We start from the raw sequence: 24,214 nt of genomic DNA, 5'->3' as shown, positions 1-24,214 counted from the left end.
GGGCAATTTTTCATTTAGCGATTAATACTTTCAGCCGCTGATTTAAGGGTATTATACATCAACATTGTGATTGTCATTGGGCCCACTCCTTTTGGTACAGGAGTAATGAAGCTCGCTTTTTTACTTACCTCATCAAAGGCAACATCTCCACAAAGCTTTCCAGCTTCGTTACGATTAATACCCACATCTATTACGATAGCTCCCTCTTTCACATGCTCTGCCGTAATAAAATTTGGTATTCCAACAGCTGCCACAAGAATATCAGCTTGTTTGGTATGTACCATTAAATCTTTTGTTCGGGAATGACAATAGGTTACTGTTGCATGTTGATTGAGAAATAACTGGCCAGCAGGCTTACCAACTATATTACTTCTTCCAACTACTACCACATGCTTTCCTTCTACAGATATTCCAGATTCTTCTAAAAGAACCATAATTCCATAAGGTGTACATGGCAAGAACGTATTCTGTCCAGTCATCATCCGTCCAATATTTATTGGATGAAATCCATCAACATCTTTATCAGGTGAAATTGACTCAATGACTTTCGTTTCATTAATATGTGCTGGCAGAGGGAGTTGTACCAAAATACCATGAATTTGGGGATCTTGATTTAATTCTTCAATTTTTGAAAGCAATTCATTCTCTGAGACTTCTTCTGGCATTTCGATTAACACAGAATTCATCCCAAGTTCTTGACATGTTTTTTGTTTATTTGTTACATAAGTTCGTGATGCATGATTATTACCAACGAGAATAACAGCCAAACCAGGAGTTACTCCTTGACTCTTAAGCCTTTTTACTTCTTCAGCAATTTCCTGTTTTTTCTTTTCAGCAATTTCTTTTCCGTTAATAATTACAGCGGTCATCTTACATGTCCTCCCCTAGTTTTTTAATGATTCTATTCCTTATGAAGTTTTTGTTTCACCTTTGAGAGTATTGCATTTACAAATTTGTTTGATTGGTCATCACCAAATTTTTTGGCAATTTCAATAGCCTCATCCATTATTACTTTTTCTGGAACTTCATCATGTAAAAACTTTAATTCATAGACAGCCATTCTTAAAATATTTCGATCGACAGTTGCTAACCGGTCAAGGGTCCATTTTTCAAGATTGTCAGCAATCAATTGATCAATTTCACTTCTATGTTCCACTACTCCTAAAACAAGTCTGGATAAATAATCATCTCCTGCCTCCTCTTCCAAAACATGTTCAATTGCTGCTTTTGGTTCGCTACCTGCGACATCAATTTGAAAAAGAGCTTGTAATGCCTTTTCCCTTGCTGTTCTTCTTTTCATTATGCCTTTAACTCCTTTAGAGAAATTAAATAATATATATACTATTATTTTTAAACAATCATTTTAGCTTACACATAAAAAGATAATAGCATAAGTAAAAATGATTCGCACTCAAGAATTGATAAAAATAAACAGAAAAACCAAAGGAGTAATTCCTTTGGCTTTTTTGTTCTATACTTCCTCTTCAATTACCGTTTCTTGTTTCACGTTTTCAAACTGAACTCCAACCACATGAATATTTACTTCCTCTGGTTCTAATGCAGTCATATTCAGTAATGCTTGACGAATATTTTCTTGAATTTTTCCAGCAACAGATGGGATAGAAATGCCGAATTTCATCAAACAATATACGTCAATTTTTATTCCTGTTTCAGTTAGCTCAACTTTTACACCTTTACCATGATTCTTTTTCCCTAAACGCTCTACAACTCCTGCAGCAAAATTCCCGCGCATTCCTGCTACCCCTTCCACCTCAGAGGCTGCAATGCCGGCTATTACTTCAATAACTTCAGGTGCAATCTCTATTTTTCCGAGCCCGCTATTTCCTTGTTCCATTTCTAAAATATTCATTTCATTCATCAACTTACACCTCCATTATGATTATACGGGTTTCATTACATCATACATTTCAAGAAACTTCGTATTAAATTGGCCTTCTACGAATTTTTCATGTTCCAGAAGCTTTAAATGGAATGGAATCGTTGTATGAATACCTTCAACTACAAACTCACTTAAAGCTCGTTTCATTCTAGCAATTGCTTCTTCCCTTGTACTACCGTACGTTATAACCTTTGCGATCATGGAATCATAATATGGCGGTATTGTATATCCAGGGTATGCAGCTGAATCGACACGGACTCCTAATCCACCAGGCGGCAAATACATATTGATTTTTCCTGGAGAAGGCATAAAGTTCTTTTCCGGATTTTCTGCATTAATTCGGCACTCAATCGACCATCCATTAAATGTCACATCTGCCTGGCTTAAGGATAATTTTTCACCGTTAGCAATCCGAATTTGCTCTTTAATGAGATCCACTCCGGTAACCATTTCTGTTACAGGATGCTCTACTTGAATCCTTGTATTCATTTCCATAAAATAAAACTTTCGATTACGATAATCATAGATAAATTCTACTGTACCCGCACCTGAATAATTAACGGCTTTTGCCGCTTTGACCGCAGCTTCTCCCATTTCTGCTCTAATTTCACCATCAAGAGCTGGTGATGGGGTTTCCTCTAACAGTTTCTGAAGTCTACGCTGAATGGAACAATCTCTTTCTCCTAAGTGAATAGTATTGCCGTAATTATCCGCAAGAATCTGGATTTCAACATGACGAAAATCTTCAATATATTTTTCAATATATACACCAGGATTTCCGAAAGCGGTCGCCGCCTCTTGCTGAGTAATATTAATGCCTTTTATTAATTCCTGCTCATTTCTGGCCACGCGGATTCCTTTTCCGCCTCCGCCTGCAGTCGCCTTAATAATGACTGGGTACTCGATCTTTTTAGCAAGCTCTAAAGCTTCGTCGATATCATTGATAATTCCTGTAGAACCTGGAACAATTGGAACCCCAGCTTCCCGCATCGTCTCTCTGGCAATATCTTTTGTACCCATTTTTGTAATAGCTTCAGGACTAGGGCCAATAAATGTAATATTACATTCCCTGCATAACTCAGCAAAATCAGCGTTTTCTGCTAAGAAGCCATAGCCAGGATGGATCGCATCACATCCTGTTAGCTTTGCAATGCTGATAATATTAGTAATATTTAAATAACTGTCCTTTGATGGTGTTGGACCAATACAGTAAGCTTCATCAGCCAGTTGAACATGCAGGGCATCGCGGTCTGCTTCGGAATAAACTGCCACAGATTCAATCCCCATCTCACGGCAGGCACGAATGATCCTTACTGCAATTTCTCCTCTGTTTGCAATTAACAGTTTTTTCAACATCCAGTTACGCTCCTTATTCAGGCTTTACTAAAAATAATGGCTGCCCGTATTCAACTAATTGTCCATTTTTGACTAGAACTTCTACAATTTCGCCATTAACTTCAGCTTCAATTTCATTAAATAATTTCATCGCTTCTACAATACAAACAATCGTGTCTTTTGTTACTTTTGAACCCGGTTTGACATAATCTTCTGCATCTGGGCTTGGTGCAGAATAAAATGTTCCAACCATTGGTGAAGTAATTTTATGTAAATTAGCTGAATCTGCAACGGAAACTTCTTCTTTCTTCGGTGCTTCCTGCTTTGTTTCCACTTCATTAACTGGGGCAGCTGCCGGAGATGGAGTTGTTTGAATAGCAGCTGGCGCTGGTGTAACTGTTGGCTGAACCACAGGTTGAACGAGTGTTTGAGTAACCCCTCCATTTTTTTTCATTTGAATTTTCGAACCTTCATTTTCATATACAAATTCATCAATACTTGATTGGTCAACTAATTTTATCAATTCACGAATTTCTTGTACCTTTAACATTTAAGTAACACCCCTTGGACCTCTTTATTTATGACTAGCTACTATAACTATACGATAATACCATGTATCAGTTCAATAATCTAAATAAAAGCTAAATACAATTTCATTTTACCCTTTTCCATTATCTTAAAGGTTTTTGAATGAAATGTGAATTTTTTAATCGTTTAAGCATTTTGGGACACATTAACAATATGCTTACTTATCTAGCAAAAAAGGAAAGCTAATGTTAGCTTTCCTCGGGCTTGTTATTGTTATTTTGATGGCTGGAATTCTACAGCAACAATGTTGATGTCCTCCATTTCTTTTTTCACTTCAAGGATAATTTTGTTAGCTTCTGATTTGGAATGTTTTTTATTTGACTTTACAGTAACTCTTACCTTCTCACCATCTGCTCTAACCAAGGCATCTTCATATCCCATGGAACGAATCATTGTTTCAAGAAGGTCTTCTTTTCGCGCAATATCATTAAGTTTTTCCATTTGATCTTTTGCTTTCATTCTTTCATCTGCAGGGAGATCAGTAGTAGCCATGATCGCAGTTAATTCCTCTAACTTTTCCCCACGTGCTTCATCCAACTCTAAACGAAGCTTTTCGAACTCTGCATCACCTGCTACCGTTGAAACAACTGTCTTTCCATCTTTGGCTTCTGTTTTGCTGTTTGATGGACTATTTTCTTTTTCAGTTTTTGCTTTTTCTTCTACAGAAGCAAGTTCATTTTTTGTCTGTTCAGGAGAAGTAATATAGTAGACAGATAATACGACTACTAAACTCAACATTGTCAATAACCAAACTGTTTGTTTTTTTAATAACATATTTAATTCCCCCTTTATTTTTTCGGCATGACCGCAACACGGTGGCTTGGTACGCCTAATACTTTTGTCACTGCTTCAACAATCCATTTTTTCACTTGAATGTTATCAGCACCTTTGGCAACGACTAAGACACCTCGAATTTCTGGTTTTTTCGTTTCAACTACAACAGGAACCTCTTTTTCTCCATTTCGGATAATCACTAGCTGTTCATCAGTTGAAACATCGGTTACCTTTCGTTTACCACCTTCCTGATCTTCTTCTTCTGTAGTTTGAGATTTCGTTACTGTGTTTTTTTCCAGTACCTTTTTATCTGTTGAATCAATGTTAACCATAACGGTTACATCATCCACTCCCAGGACTTCTTGGAGAGCTTTTCTTAATTGGTCCTCATACTTTTCTTCATATTCAACAATTTCCTTATTACCCGTGTTTTTTTTCAAACCAAAGGCTGGGACATCTTCTGTTTCTGTCTGTACATTTGTTGCTGCAGGTATGACAGAGGAACTATCGTCAGATTTAAATACCATATTTCCAATTATCATAAATGCAGCTCCGATACATAATACAAGGAGCATATACTGATATTTCCCTGACTTGCTACCAGATTTCCCCTCTCTTTCATCCTTTTTAAGTAGTTTTTGAATCCATGTTTGTGGTCCTTGATTCTTTTCCATTCTATGAATCGATCCCCCCTTCTATCGAAACTTCAATAATTTTGTCTGTTACATTCCATTTCTTTGATAAAAATGCGGCTACCTGTTCCGTTTCTTCTGTTGTTTTAGTAGATGGAAGAGGTTTATCTGTATTTATGACTATTGGTTTTACTGCTTCGACAGTCTTAACTCCTGTCTCCGGCTGCTTAAGTTGGATTGTTACCTTTTGGAGGTTTTCTATGGTGGCTGTATTATTTTCATCCTTTAAACTGATATCAATGTTAGTGATCTCCAATCCATATTGATCCTTCAACTCCTCCTCTACATCCTTTCTTAGCTGGACAGCCATTTCCTTTAAAATATATGCGTGTTGGGAGGCTTGTATTTCTTTTTTCTTATTATCAATTAAATTTTTCATATTATTTTCACTAGATAATTGGTAAGAAGGGATTTCCGAAATTGCCGACTCAAAGTCCTTAGAGATTAGCTTAAAGATAGGGGATAAGATGATTGCAATTAAAAGTAGCCCTGTAACCATTTTGGTATATTTCTGCATACTTGAATTAGGGAGTAACATATCAATGATGGTTGCCAGTAAGATAAAAAGAATGATATTAGTTACCCACTCTTTTAAAAAGTCCATGTATTTGCTTCCCCCCCTATCTCATCATGATGGTTAAATTTCCTGCAGCGATGATAACTGTAATACTTAAAAAGAACATCAATGAAACGATACCAAGTGCTGCAAAAACATAAATAACACTTTTACTAATAATATCTAGACAAGTAATAATTGGTCCTCCTCCTAATGGCTGAAGAATGGCGGCAGCAAATTTGTAAATAAAGGAAATCATTAATATTTTGAGCGCCGGGAAGGCAACAATTATGAGTAAAATGGCAACACCGGCAATTCCTACTGTATTTTTCAACAACACTGAAGCGCTTACGACTGTATCCGTCGCATCAGTAAACATTCTTCCAATTACAGGTATAAAATTCCCCGTAATAAATTTAGCCGTTCGAATGGTAATTCCATCTGTTACTGCTGCGGAAGCACCTTGAACGGAAATAACGCCAAGGAATACCGTCAAAAAGAGTCCCATTAATCCGATGCTCCAGTTCCTAAGAAGCTGAGCCAACTGTGTTACTTTATAATGATCAGACAATGTGCTGACAATACTTAGTAAGGTGGCTAAAAAGAGCAAAGGAAGAATGATATATTGCATGAGCATTCCACTTGTGTTCATAAGAAATAGGATCACGGGATGAAAAAATGCTGCTGAGACTACTCCACCTGAAGCGGCAATCAATCCAAGGAGGAGTGGAATGAGTGCCAGTACAAACGAAATCATCGTTCCTATCGCTTCATTCGTATAGCTAATCGCGATGTGGAAACTGTTTAAAGCAAGAATCACAAGTACCATATAAACAATCGCATATGCCACTTTACTAATATTGCTTTTTTCAAAAGCATTTTGCATTGTTTGTAAAAACATGCTAAAAATGGCCAGTAATATCAATGAACCTAACAGTTTACCATTAGCAACAAATTCATGAAATAGAAATTTTAAAAATCCTTTTCCCCATTCTTTAATAGAGAATTGTTTTTCACCTTTAATAAAATCGTAGAGGCTCCCTTTTTGACTTTCGGGAAGGTAGCCTCCGTATTTATGGCTTATATCCTCCCAAAATTGTTTTAGTTCAGACAAATCCATATTTTCCAATTGCTGATCAACAAGTTCCTGTGGTGAAAGTGAATTCGTTTTATGTTCTGACTCTAGTGAGGCTTGTACACTTGGACTATGCAAAAAAAAGATTAAAAGAATCATAATTAGTATAATCCCGAGCCTTTGCTTCATTGATTTACACCTCTTTTTAGAGACTCTCCTTTAATTCGGAATAAGATTAATGATTGTTTCGATTAAAACCGTCAGGATTGGGATAGCCATTGCAAGGATAATGACTTTTCCGGCTAATTCTATTTTTGAAGCAACAGCCCCTTGACCAGCATCTTTCGTAACTTGGACCGCAAACTCTGCGATATAAGCTATTCCAATAATTTTAAGGATGGTCTCTACATAAACCAAATTCACTTTCGCATTTACGGCTAAACGTTCCAGCATATGGATAATTTCATAAATTTTATCTATTAAAAACAGAAAAATAGCACAACCGACAAAAACAATTAATAGAAAGGCGAGATTTGGTTTTTGTTCTTTAATGATTAATGCTAGAAAAGTGGCTACTAGAGAAACTCCGACAATTTTTATGATTTCAATGGCAAATAGCCTCCCTTCTATTGAAATAAAAATACTGATTTAATTTTTTGGAAGAGGTCATCAACAATGGAAGCAACTTGGAACAGAATATAGATAAATCCAAAAAGAGTTACCCATTGTGCATATTCTTTTTTACCGACCTGATCCAAAACGGTATGCAAAAACGCAACAACAATTCCAACTCCAGCTATTTTAAATATAATATCCACTTCTAAACCCATTGCTTTTCCCCCTAAAATAATAAAATAATCAGTAACAATCCTGATAGAAACCCAAGACTCTTCATCATTTTTTCGTACTTTCCCTGTGCTTCTATGGCTTCGGCTTCCTCTCTTTCCAGATGGGAAAGTGTAAGCATAATATGTTTCTGCTGGGAAAAGCGATCATGGCGCCCAAGTGTTTCACCAAATTGCTTCATGATTTCAAATTCAGCCTGTTTTAAAGCCGTTGATTTCCAAACGTCTTTTAAACTTGCCTCCCATGCGTCTTTTACCGTTGTTTCTGAATCTGTTAATCTTTTAGAAAAAGATTCAAAAAAGGTTGCGATTGGCTTTGATAGCTGTGCCGCTAATCGCCTTGAAGCTTCATGCAAAGGTGTATAACCATACATGATTTCTGCCTCGAGCGATTGAAGTGCGGATCTTAAGGCTCTTAATTGTCTTGGACGTTCATTTAAATGCCTTGCCGCTTCAAAACCAATGACAGTCGTTGAAACAATAATGAAAATGGCACCGATTAGCTTCACCATTTACATCACGCTCACTTTTGTATCCAATTCTTTCCCGTCTTCATTTAAAATTTGAGTAACCGTACCTGGTCCGTCTCTTCTGCTGAGTATAATAAAACGATGAAAGACCTTCTGTTGAAGTATTTCTTTTAATGAGGGGCGATTTTTTATTTCCTCAAGGCTCGTCCCATGTGTAGTCATGATTAACTTTATCCCTGCATGAATTGCTTCCTGGATGGCCACAGCATCTTCTTTGCGCCCGATTTCATCGACAACTAAAACTTCTGGACTCATGGAGCGAATCATCATCATCATTCCTTCGGCTTTTGGACAAGCATCCAGTACATCTAAGCGATGACCAAAAGTTAATTGTGGAACTCCATTTACACAGCCAGCTATCTCGCTTCGTTCATCAATAATCCCTACCTTGCTAGCGGGTATGCCTTTACTTCCTGTCGAGATAATCCTGGCTAAATCTCGTAAAAGGGTTGTTTTGCCGGTCTGCGGTGGACCTATAATCATTGTATTCATCCAATTGTCATGGAAAATATACGGTAGAATAGGCTCTGCACTCCCAATCTTCTCTTTTGCGATTCTAATATTAAATGAGGAAATATCCCGTATCGCCTTTACCCTTCCTTCTTCAAGAATGACTTTACCGGCAAGTCCAATCCGATGCCCTCCTGAAACAGTGATATATCCACGTTTTAGTTCTTCCTCGAGTGCGTAAATGGAATATTGGCTAATTTTATTCATTAGATGAAATGCATCTTCCGGCTGAATGATATAGGACAAGAATCTGGGGGTTCCCTGAAGTGTTAATTCAATCGGCCGATTAATCCGAATTCTAATTTCCTCGAGTTCTTCTTTTTGTTTAGGAGGGATTTTGGTGAGCATAGTGGCAATGTTATTAGGTAAAAAGTTTAGAATCGATTCCACGAAACGTCCTCCTTTTTTCTGATATCTCATTAATTAAAATGTATGCCTTCATGAACACTTTATGACTATCAAATCTGTTAAATCCTCTACTACTTTTTACTAGATAGAAAAGCAAAAGCCCCCAGGTCAGCTGCGTATGGCCACCTCCTAAAAGCTATCGCTTTCGGTCGTGAGATGTGGATGCTACCGAAGCCTTCCTTGTGGAGGGACTCCAACTGAAATAAAGGAAACACGTAGTGCCAAAGGCGATTCGATGTTGAATTATCGTAGGGGGTGAACAAAGGACATTAGCAGCTAGGGGGTGGAGATAGACCATTCTCGAAGTCAAGATTAATTTTTCCTCTAAATAAAAAAGGATTGTACCCTACTATCGGGTTCAATCCTTTATCAAATTATTCTATTTTTATATTGTTTATATTACCGATAATTTTCTCAAGATGGTTCAGGAGTTGGGGTTGGTTCCCCATAATTTTCATATTTCTTTGTAATTATTTCATAAATTTTTTTTGGACTTTTACCTTCAAGATGCAATTCGATCGCCTCCCGGGCGATATCAATACAAACTCCTCAAGCTATACTCATGGAGTCCCATTCTTCAACCGCGTTATCCTCACCAAAATGATCGATATAGCAATCTAAGTTACTCTCATGATTATCTTGTACATAACAGCCACAATAGCATGGAACGCCCGCAACCACCTCAGGATAATTTGACACCATGATATATGTTTCTTGAATTTCTTTAGAAGAATTTAAAACATAGTCAGGTAATGATTTATGTTTTTTATCAAGTGTTAAATTCGGTTTATTTGAACTACAGGCTGTAGTGATAAGGACCGCAGCAATACTTGAAAGAAAAAGAGTAGATAGCTTCTTCAAGATCTGTGTCACCCCTTTTCTATATTAATGATTACGAATCCATATTAACAAAAATTTATCTTTTGAAAGAATTCAAATTCTAACTATTTTGTGAATTAATAGATAGTAAACTAATACCTTTATTTGTAAGACTTTTTACGTGAAGATTATTGTTATCTAAGACTTTCTAAATTATAGGATAAAAAAATTGACGAAAAAAGGGCTTAAATGATATTGCTTGGCTCGAATATTTACAAAAAATTCTACTCACTATCAGAAAACGGATAATAAATTGTTTAGAGATCCGAGAAGACCTCTTTTCGGAACCAGGCGATATTTCGAAAATAGTTGGGAATGTAACTTAAAGAGGAAAACAAAGACATCTCGCTCCTATATTATTCCTGAAGTGGAAAAAAATTTTTGAAATAAAAAAAGCCCGTCATCCTCTAAAAAGATAGGATGCAGGCTTTAAGTTAACTAAGCACGAGAAACGTACGTACCTTCTGCTGTGTTGATAATTAATTTGTCACCTTGGTTTACGAAGAATGGAACTTGAACGACAAGACCTGTTTCAAGTGTTGCAGGTTTAGAACCACCTGAAGCGGTGTCTCCTTTAATACCAGGCTCTGTATCAATTACCTCAAGTTCAACAGTGTTAGGCAGTTCAATCCCAATCGTTTCACCTTGGAACATCATAATTTGAACTTCCATATTTTCCTTTAAAAATTTTAACTCATATTCAATGCTTGATGCTGGTAGTTCAACTTGTTCATAAGATTCCATGTCCATAAACACGTGTTGATCGCCACTTGCATATAAATATTGCATTTTGCGATTATCAATCTGTGCCTTTTCTACTTTTTCACCAGCACGGAAAGTTTTTTCTTGAATAGCGCCAGTGCGCAGATTGCGTAATTTAGAACGAACAAATGCTGCTCCTTTTCCTGGCTTTACGTGTTGGAAATCAATGACGCGCCAAATGCCGCCATCTACTTCGATTGTTAATCCAGTACGGAAATCGTTAACTGAAATCATGCAAAAATCCTCCTAAATCATTTACAAAATAATTAACTCTTTTGTTGAGTGAGTCAGCGTTTCATTATGGTCATTCGTAATAAGCGTATCATCTTCAATCCTTACGCCACCAAGACCTGGGATATAAATACCCGGTTCTACAGTTACAACCATCCCCGGTTCCAAAACAATATCAGATTTTGATGAAAGTGCCGGACCTTCATGAATCTCTAAACCAATACCATGTCCAGTTGAGTGACCGAAATATTCACCATACCCTTTTTCTGATATGTAGTCACGGGTTAGGGCATCTGCTTCCTTACCAGTCATACCTGGTTTAATTCCATCCATCCCTCGTTGTTGGGCTTCAAGAACAATTTGATAAATTTCCTTAAGTTTGGCATCAGGCTCACCAACGGAAACTGTTCTTGTGATATCTGATACATACCCTTTATAATAGGCACCAAAGTCAAGAGTAACCATATCCCCTGTTTCAATAACCTTATTACTTGCGACACCATGCGGTAGGGCGGAACGATAACCCGAAGCAACAATGATATCAAAGGAAGAAGATGTAGCTCCTGCTTTTCTCATAAAGAATTCTAACTCATTAGAGACTTCAAGTTCCGTTTTTCCCGGACGAATAAAGTCTAGAATATGCTTAAAAGCAGCATCAGCTATATCCGCCGCTTCCTTTAATATCTTAATCTCTGCATTCGTCTTAATCAAGCGTAACTTTTCAATAACACCAGAAATAGGGATAAGTTCAGCTTCTACTTCTTTTTCATATGATTTAAATGAGGAATAGGTCACATACTCTTCTTCAAAACCAAGCTTTTGGATTCCTAATCTCTTAGCTTGCTTGGCTACTTCATTAGGGAAGCTTTCTGAGTACTTTATAATCTCGAAACCTACACATTGTTTTTGTGCCTGTTCAACATAGCGAAAATCCGTAATAAACAGTGCTTGATCTACACTTATCAAGATAACACCTGATGAGCCGGTGAAATTTGATATGTAACGTCGGTTATAGGGACTGGTGATCAAAATTCCGTCAATACCTTGAGCTGAAAACGTTGATCTTAATTTTTCTAATTTCTCCATCGGTTTCACTCTCCTTTTTCTTCGGGTCACGACAAAAAATATTTTATCACAACCTTATCTTTCAGACTAATGGCAACTTAAGTAGCTGTTTCTTTTTCTTGTGCTTTTTTATTTTGATATTCATAACTGATGGAATACCCGATGAAAATTCCATATACAATAAATATACATATAGATGAAATGATAGTACTCCACTTGAGTTCAGTTAATGGTTTAATACCTGGAAAAAATGGATGCAGAAAGAAAAACACAATGATAAATAATACGACTCCATATGCGGCTCCAACCAACCAATGGCTAAACTTTTTTAATAAGGCATAATAAATAAACGCTACTCCAATAGACAAAACACCAAATAATAGAATGGATACAACCGTTCCTTGCCATTCATTCTTCCAATTTCCCAGAAGCCAAGGCTCAAGGATTACATTTGGCCGAATTTCCGTTAAATGAAAAAAAGATAAGAAAAATCCCATGATTCCCCAAAAAATACCTCCAAATAATCCTGTCCAAAAAACCATGACAGGCATAGACATGGGTTTGGGATACTTACCATAATTTGATTCGTTAGACATATCATTCATACCTCCATTTCCTTTTATATCCATTACATAATTGCACAGGCTGTATCTCTGTATTTCATCTATTTAAGCCATAATTATTATGCCCTTAAATTTCCAATCCCTTGCATTAAAAAATTTTCTTGAAAATTAAATGGAAATTTTATGTCACCTCCTAGAGGTTTTTTCATTTTTCTTGTAAAATACATGTAAATACATACAGAACTTTTCTGTTATGGAACAACTATGTAATAGGCTGGTGTTATCATACATGTCCACTACCACAAAAAATGTCTATGGCGGCCAAGCTGTAGTTGAAGGAGTTATGTTTGGCGGAAAACATCATTATGTGACTGCAATTCGTAGAAAAGATCATTCTATTGAATATTTTCATTTACCACGAAAAACAAATCCGTTATTATCCAAATTCAAAAAAATTCCGTTTATCCGCGGTATTATTGCTATTATTGAAGCAAGCGCGAACGGTTCTAAGCATTTAAACTTCTCCACAGAACGCTATGATATTGACCCTAAAGATGATGAAACTATTAAAGATAAAGAAGTCTCAAAATTAACAATGTACCTTGGAGTAGCTGTGATAGGTGTCATTTCTTTTTTATTTGGAAAATTTGCTTTTACCTTAATACCTGTATTTTTAGCTGAATTAACAAGGTCCATATTTCCGTCAGATTTTGCCCAAGTGATGATTGAAGGGCTTTTTAAACTATTGCTTTTGCTATTGTATATTTACTTCGTCTCATTAACTAAATTAATAAAAAGAGTGTTTCAATATCATGGAGCAGAGCATAAAGTAATTAATACATATGAGGCTGGTGCCGAATTAACGGTCGAAAGTGTTCAGGCTCATTCCCGGCTTCACTACCGATGTGGAAGCAGCTTTATTTTATTTACAGTCATTGTCGGGGTGTTTGTTTATATGCTTGTTCCTACTTCTCCACTTTGGCTTCGAATTTTAGACCGGCTCTTATTAATTCCTGTTGTTTTGGGAATATCTTTTGAAATTCTCCAAATTACCAATAAATTAAGAGACATTCCTGTATTAAAATATCTCGGACTCCCTGGTCTTTGGTTGCAATTATTAACAACAAAAGAACCAGATGATGATCAAGTAGAAGTAGCCATACTTTCGTTTAAAGAACTGCTAAAGAAAGAGGAAGAAACAAATCAACTGATTGAAAATGAGGGAATTGTCTAAATTTTTGCTTTTCCAGTGTTTAAAAGGCAAAAAAAATGCTTATCATGCTCTTAGGGAGGTGGCTTTTCTTGAAAAATCGGACATCCGTAATTGTTATAGGGGCGCTAATTACCCTTGCCTTAATAGGCATCATAAGTCAAGTAACTGAGAACCCGGCTGGTTTTATTCAAAAAATAGCTGTCTTTGTTGTGATAGGTTTGATTATTTTTTATGTTGTTCGTAGATTTTCAAATTCAAGCCCTCAGAAAAAAGAGCAGCGTGCATTTCTTAGAGCAGCTAGAAAGTCAAAAAAACGATTCCTACAAAAAAATGGAGATTCTTCTGCTAAAACTTCTTCCATAGGGAATTTATCCACATTGAAAAAAGGCAGGTTAAAAAAGAAACCTCCTTCTCATCTTACGGTAATAGACGGAAAAAAAGGGAAAAAGAAAAATCGAGCTTCTTTTTGAATGCTCGATTTTTTTCTTTTAATGATGATGGTCATATAAATGTTTATATTTTGACCTTTGTCTAGGGATCGAATAGCCTTCTATTTTCTCTTCAAATAAATCTATTTTAAAGATTGTCCCCTCATTGTATCATTTTAGTTTTATGCAGAAATTTTCTCTCTTTGTCACTAATAACACCACTTATTTAAAAACAACCGCGCATGTTTTTTTCCTAATTCAATTAATTCTTTTTTCTTCTCATTAGTTAAATGAAAATCGATTGGAACTACACCATCTGCTGGAATAAAAATAATATTTTTCTCATGTTTTCGTGAAATATACCTTGCATCATGAGCATCCTTCATTGTTTCAAATAAGGCACCGAAAAGTTCAATCGCATTATTAATTTTATGCTTTTCATGCTCTAGTTCATTCGAACTCAACTTAATTCCCAGTACAGGCCTAACTTTTTTTATATTCTCTTTATCAAACAGCCACATTGGGAAATTACTTAAAACCCCTCCATCTACAAGAATATTCACTCCATTTTTTGTACGCAATTTTACCGGTTCAAAAAAATATGGTATACTGCAACTCATTCGAATTGCTTTTGAAATAGGGAATGAGCCAGGGGAAATTCCGTATTTCACCAAATCATCGGGAAGTATAATCATACGACCATTTGAAAGGTCAGACACCACGATTCGAAGGGTATTAGGAGGCAAATCCGAAAATGTTCGCACCCCTCTTTCTGCTAAAACCTCTTTTATCCATGCTTCAAAGGCATTTCCTTTATAAAGTCCCATTCTCCAGTAAAGCAACAGCCATTTCGTAATTTTTAGGGGCAGGAATGTCTTACGAGCGTCCAACATGTCTGAAATATTTATGTCATCGATTAGCTGATAAATTTCTTTGCTCGTATAACCGGCAGCTATTAAGGCAGCTATGATGGAACCTGCACTAGTACCTGCGACTCGTACAAATTTTAGACCTCTCTTTTCAATTTCTTCACAGGCTCCTATTAAGGCGTATCCTTTAATTCCTCCTCCGGAGAATACTCCGTCTATATTCATGGCAGCCACTCCCAAAGAAGATATTTATAAAAAAACCAATTAATCTCTTCAAGAAATGCCTTGTTCCAACGTCAACATAAAACGCCTTTCATCCTAAGGAAGCTTCCATGAGTTCACTTATTAATGATGATTGTTAAGCTCGTGGTCAAATTTGTTGGTAGTACTACAACATTCTCCCACCTCAGTCAATCACGTCGCTTTCCTTTTCATATTACATCTTTAAGCAGCGACCAGGTAAAATAGTACAGTAGACAGACTGTAAATTTTTTTGTATGACTATAGGATCTCAAATAGTTCGTAATACAAGGATGGAGATATTCATACTACTGTAAATTAAAACAAAGATGGTTCAATAACAACAAAATCTTAAATTTACATAAAAAAAGAACCCGTATTGATAAACAAATCACCAAAACGGATTCTTACTTCGTTAGATATTATACAAGATGTAAATTTTCTACGAATTATTGCACTACACTACAGATGAGATCGATTGTGACAGAGCAAATAAATAGATTCCATAAATTACATTTCAGTTAATGTTTTCTTTTTAATAAAGGGCATGGCCAACACACCTATTAATAAGCCCCAAATGCTATTTGTAACTATTATACTTATAAGTGCTAATGGATTAGTAATCGGACCTTGTAATTGTCCATGGAGAATTGGAGATAATATTGCACTAAGAATCGTTGCAAATACTGCATAACTAATCCCAGCAAATACTAAAATTTGAACGGGATGCTGACAATTTTTCATTACAACGATTATTAACCATATTAATGAAATGAGAATCGTCATGAATATGCTTCCAAACCGTTCACTTCCAAACCAATGAATAATCCCTGTTATTTTCATTATAGGTCTAATTAGGGCTATGGCACCCAAACTTAAAATTAATCCTATATTTTGTCTAATAACTTCCTTATTTATCATTATTTTATTGTTCCTCCCATAATAAGTTGTTTTCTATTTTTTCTTCACTTTCCCAAAAGGTTTAAGATAAGTAATAAAAGTCATAAATGCTAAGCACAGTATATTAAAGCTAGACGTAGTTACAATCTGAGTCCATGTATGTTGAAATTCTTCATTTTTCAGCGCAATAAATCCCATATCTTCAATTAATATTCCTAAACTTGCTGTCCATTTGTTTAAAAAGAAAATACCAATTAATATGGTCAAAATAGTTAATACGAGTTTAATGATTACCCAGTAATACTTAGTTAGCCCCCATTGTGTCCATACAGAAAGCATAATTCCGGTAATTAGTGACAGTAATGCAGGATACTTTAGTAAGTTTTCGTCTATTACTTCCATGCTTGCCATCGTATATAATAGTTGTTCACCATTGGCACCGCTTTGCAAATATATTGCTAGTAGCAACATTGCCAGTGTTCCTCCAATCCAGGAAGCAACTGCAAGTACATGAATAGCAACCAATATACTTTTTTTCTTTTGATTTAGTCTATATGTCATAAAAATCATCCTCCCATTATTGTTCATTTTTCCCTCAATGAAGTGCATTATGATAATAACAAACAAATGTTGCAAACTTGTTGTGGTTTATTACGGTTTCAGTGAAATATTCAATCGTCTTTTATCGTTCATGTATAAAAGGAAAATAAAAGTAATGGAAGGAATAAAAATTATGGACGAATCAATCTTACTAGTGGATGAAGAAAAAGTAGTAGATTAATGTGTTCCTTCTTAAAAAATGAGGGAGGGTCAATATCGAAACAGCTCAATCGGAGAAAGAAGCAATAGAGTAGATTAATTCTTTACACTAACTCCAACTAATCTTAAGTTATAGCTGTAAAACCCTGGATTTATACAGTATGGCTAATTAATTGGAATAAGTGAACCAATAACGGTTAAGGAGATAGAACGAAAAACGACTTCAATTTGGAAAGGCTCTATTATGCAATTAGGTAGGGATAAAAAATAATAACTTAGTGCATATGGTCCGCCAGATAGAGAAACTGTGATGGCTCGTGGAGAGAAGGAGGAAATGACGAAAAGTGAAGTATATGCTGCCGACCAGATAAACCAGGGTTATATTCCTATAAATGATACCCTTTAAACATTCAGAACGGCTTGGATCTAGTGTAACGGGTGAAATCTAACGGCTGTCTTAAACAGTTTCCGGATTTCTCTAAGGTAATGAAGAAATCAACAAATCATTAGAGGACTTAAACATTATGAAAATGAATGATGAACTAATGGCCGAATTTTCACAAAATCAAGCAAACAGCGCCAATAGAGTGGATTACATTTTTTAGATACTGTTAAGCTCCGGACGGTCCTGTCGTTTTGGAATGAAAAACGAAAGAACCGTCCCCTCGTTTCAGTCACTTTTTTGAGAGGTTGAAATGTTTATTGTATTTTCTTGTGTATTTTCTCCTAAGTTTAATCCTACTACACCAATGATGATAAAGGAGATTGAAAGAATTTTGAGAAGGGACAGATCTTCTCTAAAGAATAAAATTCCAATAACAGCAATAGAAGCAGTCCCGACTCCAGACCATATGGCATATGCTATACTTATATCTATCGTTTTGAGTGAAAGTGTGACAAGGGTCAAACTTAATCCGTAAAAAATAAAAATAGAAATTGAAGGGGTTAATTTAGTGAATCCTTCAGATAGTTTCATCGATGTCGTTCCGATCAATTCGGCTAATATGCCTAAAATTAAATATAACCAGCCCATTCTTATACTCCTTTTAATAAGGACGATCCCCTGCAATGGTAACACGTTCTACTATTCTTTTATAGGGGAAATAATCCGAAACGGCATAATGTTGTGTAGCTCTGTTATCCCAAAAAGCAATAGAATTCGGCTCCCAATGAAAACGGACTTGATATTCAGGGATATGGGCTTGACGGAATAAGAAGTTTAGTAATTCTTCACTTTCTTGTTTATCAATCCCAATAATTCTAGTAGTAAAAGAAGGATTGACAAAAAGTACTTTTCTTCCTGTTTCTGGATGAGTCCGAACTACTGGATGAGCGACTGCTGGGAATTTTTTTTGATATTTTACAAGTTCTTCAGGGCTTAATAGATGACTAAATGATGGTGTAAAGTCATGAATTGCTTGTAATTTATCAATTTTCTCTTTCACCTTTTCAGGTAAGTTATCATAGGCAGCTCCCATATCTGCCCAAATGGTATCTCCTCCAACTGGCGGCGCTTCAATTAAACGAAGAACAGCCGCTTTTGCAGGTTTTTCTCGGAAGGAAACATCATGATGCCATACATTTTCAAATCCTGGATTTTTTTGGTTTCTATGGAACTGAACGACTTCCTCTGAGCGGTCTTCCGGAGCTTGGTAAAATGGATGGACTTCAAGCTCTCCAAAGTTCCGTGCAAAAGCTATCTGCTGTTCGGAAGTAATCTTTTGATCCCTAAAGAAAATAACTTTCCATTCAAGCAATGCCTCGTTTAATTCCTCTTTCAATTCTGGAGATAATGGCTTTGATAAATCAATTCCCTCAATTTCTGCACCAATAATAGGACTTAACGGCTTGACGTTAAAAAAGGTATAATTTCCACTTTCTTTATCAATTCTCCTCCTTAGTATTCTCAATCCTTCCTTATCTTCTCTTCCTTCAAAACTTGTTGGTCTCGGATATTTATCTAAGTTAATAGCCATTTCTATCATCCTTTCCATTGTTTTTAATTGTGGAGATTAAATATGTTCTTAAATCTTGAAACTGTTTACTGCTAAAATCAATTTGAATCTTATTAGATTGGTTTAATGGGTTTTTCATATCAATTGCAACCCTTCCTGGGTTTGATTGCATGACCAATATCCTAGTCCCTAGAATTAAGGCCTCATTGACATCATGGGTAATGAAAAAAATAGTCTTCTTTGTTTTTTGCCATAGGGATATCAAATGTTGCTGCATAGTTTCTTTTGTAATAGCGTCAAGGGCGCTAAACGGTTCATCCATTAAAATTACTTTTGGATTAGCTGCAAGTGTCCTAGCAATAGATGCTCGTTGCTGCATACCGCCTGACAGCTGATGTGGGAGTAAATCTCCCACAGATTCAAGCTGTACAAGATTTATATAATATTCAGCCAAGCTTTCTCTTTGTTTTTTCGCTACACCTTGCATTTTGAGACCAAAGCTAACATTATCTTTTATCTTCATCCATGGAAATAAATTGTGCTTTTGAAAAACTACGCCAATTTCTCTAGTGGGTTTAGAGTATTTCACTCCATTTATGGAAACTTCTCCAGTTGTCGGTTTTTGGAATCCGGCAATAATATTTAATAAAGAAGATTTGCCGCATCCAGATGGGCCAAGAACACATACAAACTCGTTTTCATAGAGTGACAGTCCGATATTTTTGAGAACAGGACTCTCATTTATTGAATATTGTAAACAAACATCTTTCAATTCAATGACTTTTTGTTTCTCATACGGTTCTTGGTAGTTAGACTCTAATGATAGAGTAGTAGTAAGTGGCATATCTTCTGTCTCCCTTTCCGTATTATTGGTATGGATGTTGAAGCAGGGATTGCTCGAATGTTTTTATATCAGGTGCATTTGTAATGGATTTTTGTTCTACAAGATAATCCGCTGTTTCCTTTAATGTTTCTGCTAATGGTCCCTCATAATATTCTTTTTGTTTGGATTCATCTAACCAAACAATTTGTTTCATAGTTTCCAAACTTTTCTCCGGTGTAAGCCCCAGTTCCGTTGAAAGTAGTTCAGCAGATTTTTCTGGATTCTCGTGGTAATATTTAACGGATTCGTCCAAAATACTTATATACTCTTCAACAATTTCTGGATATTTTTCTACAAAATCGTTACGAACAATTCCCATTTCTGCAGTGATAATTCCTTTTTCTGCCAGTTCACCTGAATGGATAATAACTTTTCCATTGTCTGCAACTAGTTTAGATTGCATTGGCTGCCATATATAAGCTCCGTCAATATCTCCACGTTGCCATGCTGCATAAATATCAGGCGGCTGCATATCTAAAATTTGAATGTTTCCTTTTTTCGGATCCATTCCTTCTGCTTTCAAAGCACCCAGCAAACTAAAATGCGATGTGGAATTAAATGTCGTAGCAATTTTTTTCCCTTTCAAATCTTTTAAAGATTGAATTTCTGAATCTTGTTTCACAACGAGTGCTTCACTTTCGCCGATAATATCGTGTAAATAGTAGACTTTATATGGTAATTTACTCGCAATACCAATGGCTGCCGGCGGCGTTCCTACCAGACCAAAATCGATGCTGCCGCTTGCAATGGCATTATTTACATCACGGCCAGCTTCAAATTTTACCCATTCAATTTTGGTGTCCGGGTACTTTTTCTCTAAAAGTCCAAGGGCTTTTGCAAGTAATTCGCCATTGGGAGATACTTGATAACCCAGTACAATTTTTTCTGGAACTTTCTTAGATTGAGTTGTTACTTCATCCTTTTCTTTCTCTGTTGCGGTACTTTGATTTGAACAAGCAATGGTAACAAATGCTATATACAGGATTGTTAATGTTAATAAAATTTTCCTATGTAAAGTCTTCATCATATTCACCTTATTTTCATTCGTTATTTTTATTTGCCCACCCAAGAGAATCGGCGTGCTTGATATAAGCGAAGTAAACTGTCTAAGACGATAGCAATTATTCCCATCAAGATAATGCCTGCAAATACAATATCACTTCTTAAATATTTACTAGCATCGAGTACCATCCAACCAATTCCGCTAGTAGCTGCTACCATTTCGGCAGCCACTAATGTTGCATAGGTAATTCCAATTGATGTTCGCAATCCAGTGAGAATATCAGGTTGGCATGAAGGCAATATAATATAACGAAATAGCTTCCATTTTGTAGCTCCGAGTGCAAGAGAAGCATTAATACGGTCAACCGGCACTTTTTGTACTGATGCAGCTGTAGAAATAAATAATGGTGCAAAAGCACTTAAAAATAACAAAGCTATTTTTGATTCATTTTCAATGCCCAGCCATAAAACCAGGACTGCATAATATGCAAGCGGAGGGAGCGGGCGATAAAATTCAATGATGGGATCGAAAATCGCTCTTATTATCTTTGAATATCCGCATAAAAGCCCTAATGGAATAGCTGATATAAAAGCGAGCAATAAGGCGATAAATAGTCGATACAGGCTGCTCGAAATATGAGCAAAAAGGGAGATTCCTTTATATCCATCGACAGTTAACTCAATAAATGCGGCCCAAACGTCCTGCGGTTTTGGAATGAAATAAGGATCAATCCATTCCAAATTGGTAACAAGCGCCCAAACAATTACTAATACAAAAACAGTTGACAAAGAGATAATCTTAACTTTTAAATAGTTACTTTTTTGCAACTGATTACTTTGCATTTTTTCCTCCTCCCTTCAGAAAAAGACAAAGAGGCCCTCTTTATATAAAGAGAGCCTCCAGTAGTCTGGTCGGTTATCTTGATTAATCCTATAAGTTTAGTAAGAATATAGTAACGATAATTCTATTGATTGTCAACAATATTGTTAATTATTCGTCAATAGCAGGTCTAAAACGAGGGGACGGTTTGCTGTTCCAAAACGAAGAATGAAACGATAGAAACGTCCCCTCGTTTTAGAAATCAAATAAAGAGTTGTTGTGGTCTATTACGGTTCAGTGTAATATTCAACCGTCATTTATCGTTCATGTATAATAGGAAAATAAGAATATTGGAAGGAGAAAAAAATAATGGCCGAATCAATCTTACTAGTGGATGATGAAGAAAAAGTACTAGATTTTATGTGTTCCTTCTTAAGAAATGAGGGGTTCAATATTGCAACAGCTCAATCAGGAAAAGAAGCACTAGAGAAGATTAAAACTTTTCATCCTTCATTAGTCGTCCTAGATTGGATGATGCCTGATATGAACGGAATTGATGTTTGCCGTGAAATAAGAAAAAGCAGCAAGATTGGCATTATTATGGTAACTGCCAAATCAGATGAATTGGACAAAATTATTGGTCTCGAGGTAGGAGCAGATGATTACATAACAAAGCCATCTTCATTAAGAGAGTTATTAGCTCGAATTCGTTCAGTCCTTCGTAGAATTGGGGACAACTCTATTACGAAGGATGATGAAAAGTTAGTACGAGATGAGATTATAATGTCCGTGTCGCAGTGTCGTGTATGGAAAAACAATCAAGAAATTACACTAACTCCAACTGAATTTAAGTTATTGTTAACCTTAGCTGAAAAACCTGGAATTGTATACAGTAGACTTCAATTATTAAAATCTGCTCTAGAAGATGAGCTTTTAAACGTGGAACGAACAGTCGATGCTCATATTAGCCGATTAAGGAAAAAAATTGAAGATGATCCTTCCCACCCGAAATATATTCAAACAGTCTATGGTTTTGGCTATCGCTTTGGTGATCAACTATGAGCTTTCATCGAAAGATATTTTATACATTAGCCTTAACCATTCTCGGGATTAGTACTGTCTTTATATTACTAACCCACTTTACGGTAAAAGGGACTATAGAAGCTGGGCTAGAGCAAACAAGAAGTCAAGAAATACATTTAATTAATAAAAGATTAACTACCTATTATGTTGAGAATAATAATTCTTGGAAAAACATTGAACAAATAGATTTACTTCAAGATATTACACAAGATCATCCAGAACTCGTGGTAAAAGATAACCGTGAACAAGTCATTTATGATAAAGGGAGTTCGCCCTTAAAATTAGTTGAAAATTTAGGGATAAAAAGAGATATCACCATAAGCAATAGTAAAGTAGGGGAATTTATTTATTATGATCCAGAGATGGCTAATTTCACAAAAATTATGATAGGAATACCCATATCAGTAATCATTATACTTTTAATAACCAGCACTATACTTATTATCATTTCTCTTTTCATCGCCTATCGATTGTCTAAATGGTTAGCTTCCCCCCTTCAAGAATTATTACCATTTATTAAGAGGCTAGGAAAAGGAGAATTTGGAATAAGGGTTCCAGTTAATACAAAAGATGAATATGGGAAAATAGCAAAAGCCTTTAATCATATGTCAAAGGAATTGGAAAAAGCAGAGATCGTCCGTAAAAATCTTACCGCAGACGTAGCTCATGAACTTAGAACCCCACTGACCATTATCAATGGAAAATTAGATTATTTACAACAACAAGGGCAAATGATTCGTCCGGAAGTTTTATTACCCATACAAGATGAACTCATACGACTGAATCAAATAGTAGAGGATTTAAGAGTTTTATCTTTAGCTGAAGCTGGGAAATTAAAGTTAAATAAAACCCCAACAAATATGGTGGACCTTTCTTGCAGGCTCATTTCCAGTTTAGAGCCCCTAGCTGAAGAAAAAAATATTTCAATGACTTTAGATGTTCAAACAAACGAAACAACAGTATTTGTTGATGAGAACCGAATGAAACAAGTTTTTCTTAATTTATTAACGAATGCAATTAGGTATACTCCTAATCAAGGAAAGATCTACATTCGATTATTTAAAGAAAAGAATGCTTTAAAGATCATTGTTGAAGATACTGGTAAAGGAATAGAACCTGAATACTTACCGTACCTTTTTGAACGATTCTATCGTACTGATGAAGCACGAACAAGATACAGTGGTGGAACGGGTTTAGGTCTTGCCATTGCCAAACAATATGTTGTCTCACATAATGGAAAAATAGAAGTAAAAAGTAAAGTGAATCATGGTACTAGTTTCATTGTATATCTTCCATATCATAATGAAGCAAATTAAGATTTTATAGCCCATTCCTTTACGAATATAGTT

29 protein-coding genes are annotated in these 24,214 nt (G+C 35.8%); 4 read left to right on the top strand and 25 right to left on the bottom strand.

The genetic code is table 11. From position 1 onward, the window contains the following. Positions 1 to 14 precede the first annotated feature (14 nt). The 17 genes from folD to G4Z05_RS07545 all read right to left on the bottom strand — a co-directional run bounded on the left by folD (position 15) and on the right by G4Z05_RS07545 (position 12,746). Positions 15 to 869 (bottom strand): bifunctional methylenetetrahydrofolate dehydrogenase/methenyltetrahydrofolate cyclohydrolase FolD, encoded by an 855-nt coding sequence (gene folD / locus G4Z05_RS07630; protein WP_163251262.1) that lies wholly within the window; start codon positions 867 to 869, stop codon positions 15 to 17. Between the two features lie 32 nt (positions 870 to 901). After that, the gene (gene nusB, locus G4Z05_RS07625) at positions 902 to 1,300 is read right to left on the bottom strand and encodes a transcription antitermination factor NusB (protein WP_163251261.1); all 399 of its coding nucleotides are present in this window, start codon (positions 1,298 to 1,300) and stop codon (positions 902 to 904) included. 171 nt (positions 1,301 to 1,471) lie between these two features. Next, positions 1,472 to 1,879, bottom strand: a complete 408-nt coding sequence (locus tag G4Z05_RS07620) for an Asp23/Gls24 family envelope stress response protein (protein WP_163251260.1) — start codon at positions 1,877 to 1,879, stop codon at positions 1,472 to 1,474. Positions 1,880 to 1,900: 21 nt separating this feature from the next. Then, positions 1,901 to 3,256: an acetyl-CoA carboxylase biotin carboxylase subunit gene (gene accC / locus G4Z05_RS07615; RefSeq protein ID WP_163251259.1), complete on the bottom strand. Its 1,356-nt coding sequence runs from the start codon at positions 3,254 to 3,256 to the stop codon at positions 1,901 to 1,903. Between the two features lie 13 nt (positions 3,257 to 3,269). Continuing rightward, on the bottom strand, positions 3,270 to 3,785 hold the full coding sequence (gene accB / locus G4Z05_RS07610) for an acetyl-CoA carboxylase biotin carboxyl carrier protein (RefSeq protein ID WP_163251258.1): 516 nt from the start codon (positions 3,783 to 3,785) through the stop codon (positions 3,270 to 3,272). 251 nt (positions 3,786 to 4,036) lie between these two features. Further along, on the bottom strand, positions 4,037 to 4,597 hold the full coding sequence (locus G4Z05_RS07605) for a SpoIIIAH-like family protein (protein ID WP_163251257.1): 561 nt from the start codon (positions 4,595 to 4,597) through the stop codon (positions 4,037 to 4,039). Positions 4,598 to 4,611: 14 nt separating this feature from the next. Beyond that, a complete protein-coding gene (gene spoIIIAG / locus G4Z05_RS07600) occupies positions 4,612 to 5,271 on the bottom strand; it encodes a stage III sporulation protein AG (protein WP_163251256.1) in 660 nt (219 codons plus the stop codon). A 1-nt stretch (position 5,272) separates the two neighbouring features. Continuing rightward, positions 5,273 to 5,893: a stage III sporulation protein AF gene (gene spoIIIAF, locus G4Z05_RS07595; RefSeq protein ID WP_163251255.1), complete on the bottom strand. Its 621-nt coding sequence runs from the start codon at positions 5,891 to 5,893 to the stop codon at positions 5,273 to 5,275. Between the two features lie 16 nt (positions 5,894 to 5,909). After that, positions 5,910 to 7,109, bottom strand: a complete 1,200-nt coding sequence (spoIIIAE, locus tag G4Z05_RS07590; protein ID WP_163251254.1) for a stage III sporulation protein AE — start codon at positions 7,107 to 7,109, stop codon at positions 5,910 to 5,912. 30 nt (positions 7,110 to 7,139) lie between these two features. Further along, positions 7,140 to 7,520, bottom strand: coding sequence for a stage III sporulation protein AD (gene spoIIIAD / locus G4Z05_RS07585; protein WP_327989864.1), 381 nt, complete (start codon positions 7,518 to 7,520; stop codon positions 7,140 to 7,142). 26 nt (positions 7,521 to 7,546) lie between these two features. Then, on the bottom strand, positions 7,547 to 7,750 hold the full coding sequence (spoIIIAC, locus tag G4Z05_RS07580) for a stage III sporulation protein AC (RefSeq protein WP_007084610.1): 204 nt from the start codon (positions 7,748 to 7,750) through the stop codon (positions 7,547 to 7,549). An 11-nt stretch (positions 7,751 to 7,761) separates the two neighbouring features. Then, positions 7,762 to 8,277, bottom strand: a complete 516-nt coding sequence (gene spoIIIAB, locus G4Z05_RS07575; RefSeq protein ID WP_163251253.1) for a stage III sporulation protein SpoIIIAB — start codon at positions 8,275 to 8,277, stop codon at positions 7,762 to 7,764. Beyond that, complete coding sequence (spoIIIAA, locus tag G4Z05_RS07570) at positions 8,278 to 9,195, bottom strand: stage III sporulation protein AA (RefSeq protein WP_163251252.1); 918 nt, start codon at positions 9,193 to 9,195, stop codon at positions 8,278 to 8,280. Positions 9,196 to 9,627: 432 nt separating this feature from the next. After that, positions 9,628 to 10,074 (bottom strand): PCYCGC motif-containing (lipo)protein, encoded by a 447-nt coding sequence (locus G4Z05_RS16610; RefSeq protein WP_276207632.1) that lies wholly within the window; start codon positions 10,072 to 10,074, stop codon positions 9,628 to 9,630. A gap of 456 nt (positions 10,075 to 10,530) precedes the next feature. Next, positions 10,531 to 11,088 (bottom strand): elongation factor P, encoded by a 558-nt coding sequence (gene efp, locus G4Z05_RS07555; RefSeq protein ID WP_038536074.1) that lies wholly within the window; start codon positions 11,086 to 11,088, stop codon positions 10,531 to 10,533. A 21-nt stretch (positions 11,089 to 11,109) separates the two neighbouring features. Beyond that, positions 11,110 to 12,171, bottom strand: coding sequence for a M24 family metallopeptidase (locus G4Z05_RS07550; RefSeq protein ID WP_163251249.1), 1,062 nt, complete (start codon positions 12,169 to 12,171; stop codon positions 11,110 to 11,112). A 77-nt stretch (positions 12,172 to 12,248) separates the two neighbouring features. Beyond that, a complete protein-coding gene (locus G4Z05_RS07545) occupies positions 12,249 to 12,746 on the bottom strand; it encodes a YqhR family membrane protein (protein ID WP_163251248.1) in 498 nt (165 codons plus the stop codon). A 256-nt stretch (positions 12,747 to 13,002) separates the two neighbouring features. On the opposite strand from G4Z05_RS07545, the gene G4Z05_RS07540 reads away from it, so the two are divergent. Together G4Z05_RS07540 and G4Z05_RS07535 are read left to right on the top strand one after the other, a co-directional pair. Next, positions 13,003 to 13,947, top strand: a complete 945-nt coding sequence (locus G4Z05_RS07540; RefSeq protein ID WP_163251247.1) for a DUF1385 domain-containing protein — start codon at positions 13,003 to 13,005, stop codon at positions 13,945 to 13,947. Between the two features lie 68 nt (positions 13,948 to 14,015). Next, positions 14,016 to 14,396 (top strand): SA1362 family protein, encoded by a 381-nt coding sequence (locus tag G4Z05_RS07535; protein ID WP_163251246.1) that lies wholly within the window; start codon positions 14,016 to 14,018, stop codon positions 14,394 to 14,396. Positions 14,397 to 14,563: 167 nt separating this feature from the next. Here the strand turns inward: G4Z05_RS07535 and G4Z05_RS07530 are convergent, their stop codons facing one another. The 8 genes from G4Z05_RS07530 to G4Z05_RS07495 all read right to left on the bottom strand — a co-directional run bounded on the left by G4Z05_RS07530 (position 14,564) and on the right by G4Z05_RS07495 (position 21,805). Then, positions 14,564 to 15,448 (bottom strand): patatin-like phospholipase family protein, encoded by an 885-nt coding sequence (locus G4Z05_RS07530; RefSeq protein WP_163251245.1) that lies wholly within the window; start codon positions 15,446 to 15,448, stop codon positions 14,564 to 14,566. 525 nt (positions 15,449 to 15,973) lie between these two features. Next, on the bottom strand, positions 15,974 to 16,384 hold the full coding sequence (locus G4Z05_RS07525; RefSeq protein ID WP_163251244.1) for a hypothetical protein: 411 nt from the start codon (positions 16,382 to 16,384) through the stop codon (positions 15,974 to 15,976). Between the two features lie 33 nt (positions 16,385 to 16,417). Then, the gene (locus G4Z05_RS07520; protein WP_163251243.1) at positions 16,418 to 16,924 is read right to left on the bottom strand and encodes a hypothetical protein; all 507 of its coding nucleotides are present in this window, start codon (positions 16,922 to 16,924) and stop codon (positions 16,418 to 16,420) included. An 868-nt stretch (positions 16,925 to 17,792) separates the two neighbouring features. After that, a complete protein-coding gene (locus G4Z05_RS07515; protein ID WP_163251242.1) occupies positions 17,793 to 18,155 on the bottom strand; it encodes a DMT family transporter in 363 nt (120 codons plus the stop codon). Between the two features lie 13 nt (positions 18,156 to 18,168). Then, positions 18,169 to 19,098, bottom strand: coding sequence for a taurine dioxygenase (gene tauD, locus G4Z05_RS07510; RefSeq protein WP_163251241.1), 930 nt, complete (start codon positions 19,096 to 19,098; stop codon positions 18,169 to 18,171). Further along, positions 19,088 to 19,921: an ABC transporter ATP-binding protein gene (locus G4Z05_RS07505; protein ID WP_163251240.1), complete on the bottom strand. Its 834-nt coding sequence runs from the start codon at positions 19,919 to 19,921 to the stop codon at positions 19,088 to 19,090. The genes tauD and G4Z05_RS07505 overlap by 11 nt, the downstream gene beginning before the upstream one ends. A gap of 22 nt (positions 19,922 to 19,943) precedes the next feature. Continuing rightward, a complete protein-coding gene (locus G4Z05_RS07500; RefSeq protein WP_395534575.1) occupies positions 19,944 to 20,987 on the bottom strand; it encodes a taurine ABC transporter substrate-binding protein in 1,044 nt (347 codons plus the stop codon). A 26-nt stretch (positions 20,988 to 21,013) separates the two neighbouring features. Continuing rightward, complete coding sequence (locus G4Z05_RS07495; RefSeq protein ID WP_163251238.1) at positions 21,014 to 21,805, bottom strand: ABC transporter permease; 792 nt, start codon at positions 21,803 to 21,805, stop codon at positions 21,014 to 21,016. A gap of 346 nt (positions 21,806 to 22,151) precedes the next feature. Here G4Z05_RS07495 and G4Z05_RS07490 point away from each other — a divergent pair, with 346 nt between their 5' ends. Both G4Z05_RS07490 and G4Z05_RS07485 read left to right on the top strand, forming a co-directional pair. Next, positions 22,152 to 22,844: a response regulator transcription factor gene (locus G4Z05_RS07490; RefSeq protein WP_163251237.1), complete on the top strand. Its 693-nt coding sequence runs from the start codon at positions 22,152 to 22,154 to the stop codon at positions 22,842 to 22,844. Then, on the top strand, positions 22,841 to 24,181 hold the full coding sequence (locus G4Z05_RS07485) for a HAMP domain-containing sensor histidine kinase (protein WP_163251236.1): 1,341 nt from the start codon (positions 22,841 to 22,843) through the stop codon (positions 24,179 to 24,181). The genes G4Z05_RS07490 and G4Z05_RS07485 overlap by 4 nt, the downstream gene beginning before the upstream one ends. Positions 24,182 to 24,214: the final 33 nt, after the last annotated feature.

This window comes from Neobacillus thermocopriae (assembly GCF_010975035.1).
Taxonomy (GTDB): domain Bacteria; phylum Bacillota; class Bacilli; order Bacillales; family Cytobacillaceae; genus Neobacillus; species Neobacillus thermocopriae.
Note: the sequence above shows the minus strand (reverse complement) of the source record. Positions and strands in the feature narration are given on the sequence as shown.

What these genes read in the sequence shown, in the direction of transcription:
- G4Z05_RS07490 (WP_163251237.1), top strand. Translation starts at nt 22,152, where the DNA reads ATGGCCGAATCAATCTTACTAGTGGATGATGAAGAAAAAGTACTAGAT.
- G4Z05_RS07495 (WP_163251238.1), bottom strand. Translation starts at nt 21,805, where the DNA reads ATGCAAAGTAATCAGTTGCAAAAAAGTAACTATTTAAAAGTTAAGATT.
- G4Z05_RS07545 (WP_163251248.1), bottom strand. Translation starts at nt 12,746, where the DNA reads ATGTCTAACGAATCAAATTATGGTAAGTATCCCAAACCCATGTCTATG.
- spoIIIAE (WP_163251254.1), bottom strand. Translation starts at nt 7,109, where the DNA reads ATGAAGCAAAGGCTCGGGATTATACTAATTATGATTCTTTTAATCTTT.
- tauD (WP_163251241.1), bottom strand. Translation starts at nt 19,098, where the DNA reads ATGGCTATTAACTTAGATAAATATCCGAGACCAACAAGTTTTGAAGGA.
- G4Z05_RS07525 (WP_163251244.1), bottom strand. Translation starts at nt 16,384, where the DNA reads ATGATAAATAAGGAAGTTATTAGACAAAATATAGGATTAATTTTAAGT.
- spoIIIAG (WP_163251256.1), bottom strand. Translation starts at nt 5,271, where the DNA reads ATGGAAAAGAATCAAGGACCACAAACATGGATTCAAAAACTACTTAAA.
- G4Z05_RS07605 (WP_163251257.1), bottom strand. Translation starts at nt 4,597, where the DNA reads ATGTTATTAAAAAAACAAACAGTTTGGTTATTGACAATGTTGAGTTTA.
- nusB (WP_163251261.1), bottom strand. Translation starts at nt 1,300, where the DNA reads ATGAAAAGAAGAACAGCAAGGGAAAAGGCATTACAAGCTCTTTTTCAA.
- G4Z05_RS07485 (WP_163251236.1), top strand. Translation starts at nt 22,841, where the DNA reads ATGAGCTTTCATCGAAAGATATTTTATACATTAGCCTTAACCATTCTC.
- G4Z05_RS07515 (WP_163251242.1), bottom strand. Translation starts at nt 18,155, where the DNA reads ATGGGCTGGTTATATTTAATTTTAGGCATATTAGCCGAATTGATCGGA.
- spoIIIAF (WP_163251255.1), bottom strand. Translation starts at nt 5,893, where the DNA reads ATGGACTTTTTAAAAGAGTGGGTAACTAATATCATTCTTTTTATCTTA.
- G4Z05_RS07540 (WP_163251247.1), top strand. Translation starts at nt 13,003, where the DNA reads ATGTCCACTACCACAAAAAATGTCTATGGCGGCCAAGCTGTAGTTGAA.
- spoIIIAC (WP_007084610.1), bottom strand. Translation starts at nt 7,750, where the DNA reads ATGGGTTTAGAAGTGGATATTATATTTAAAATAGCTGGAGTTGGAATT.
- spoIIIAB (WP_163251253.1), bottom strand. Translation starts at nt 8,277, where the DNA reads ATGGTGAAGCTAATCGGTGCCATTTTCATTATTGTTTCAACGACTGTC.
- accB (WP_163251258.1), bottom strand. Translation starts at nt 3,785, where the DNA reads ATGTTAAAGGTACAAGAAATTCGTGAATTGATAAAATTAGTTGACCAA.
- G4Z05_RS07550 (WP_163251249.1), bottom strand. Translation starts at nt 12,171, where the DNA reads ATGGAGAAATTAGAAAAATTAAGATCAACGTTTTCAGCTCAAGGTATT.
- G4Z05_RS07620 (WP_163251260.1), bottom strand. Translation starts at nt 1,879, where the DNA reads ATGAATGAAATGAATATTTTAGAAATGGAACAAGGAAATAGCGGGCTC.
- efp (WP_038536074.1), bottom strand. Translation starts at nt 11,088, where the DNA reads ATGATTTCAGTTAACGATTTCCGTACTGGATTAACAATCGAAGTAGAT.
- G4Z05_RS07530 (WP_163251245.1), bottom strand. Translation starts at nt 15,448, where the DNA reads ATGAATATAGACGGAGTATTCTCCGGAGGAGGAATTAAAGGATACGCC.
- G4Z05_RS07505 (WP_163251240.1), bottom strand. Translation starts at nt 19,921, where the DNA reads ATGCCACTTACTACTACTCTATCATTAGAGTCTAACTACCAAGAACCG.
- G4Z05_RS07520 (WP_163251243.1), bottom strand. Translation starts at nt 16,924, where the DNA reads ATGACATATAGACTAAATCAAAAGAAAAAAAGTATATTGGTTGCTATT.
- folD (WP_163251262.1), bottom strand. Translation starts at nt 869, where the DNA reads ATGACCGCTGTAATTATTAACGGAAAAGAAATTGCTGAAAAGAAAAAA.
- G4Z05_RS07500 (WP_395534575.1), bottom strand. Translation starts at nt 20,987, where the DNA reads ATGATGAAGACTTTACATAGGAAAATTTTATTAACATTAACAATCCTG.
- accC (WP_163251259.1), bottom strand. Translation starts at nt 3,256, where the DNA reads ATGTTGAAAAAACTGTTAATTGCAAACAGAGGAGAAATTGCAGTAAGG.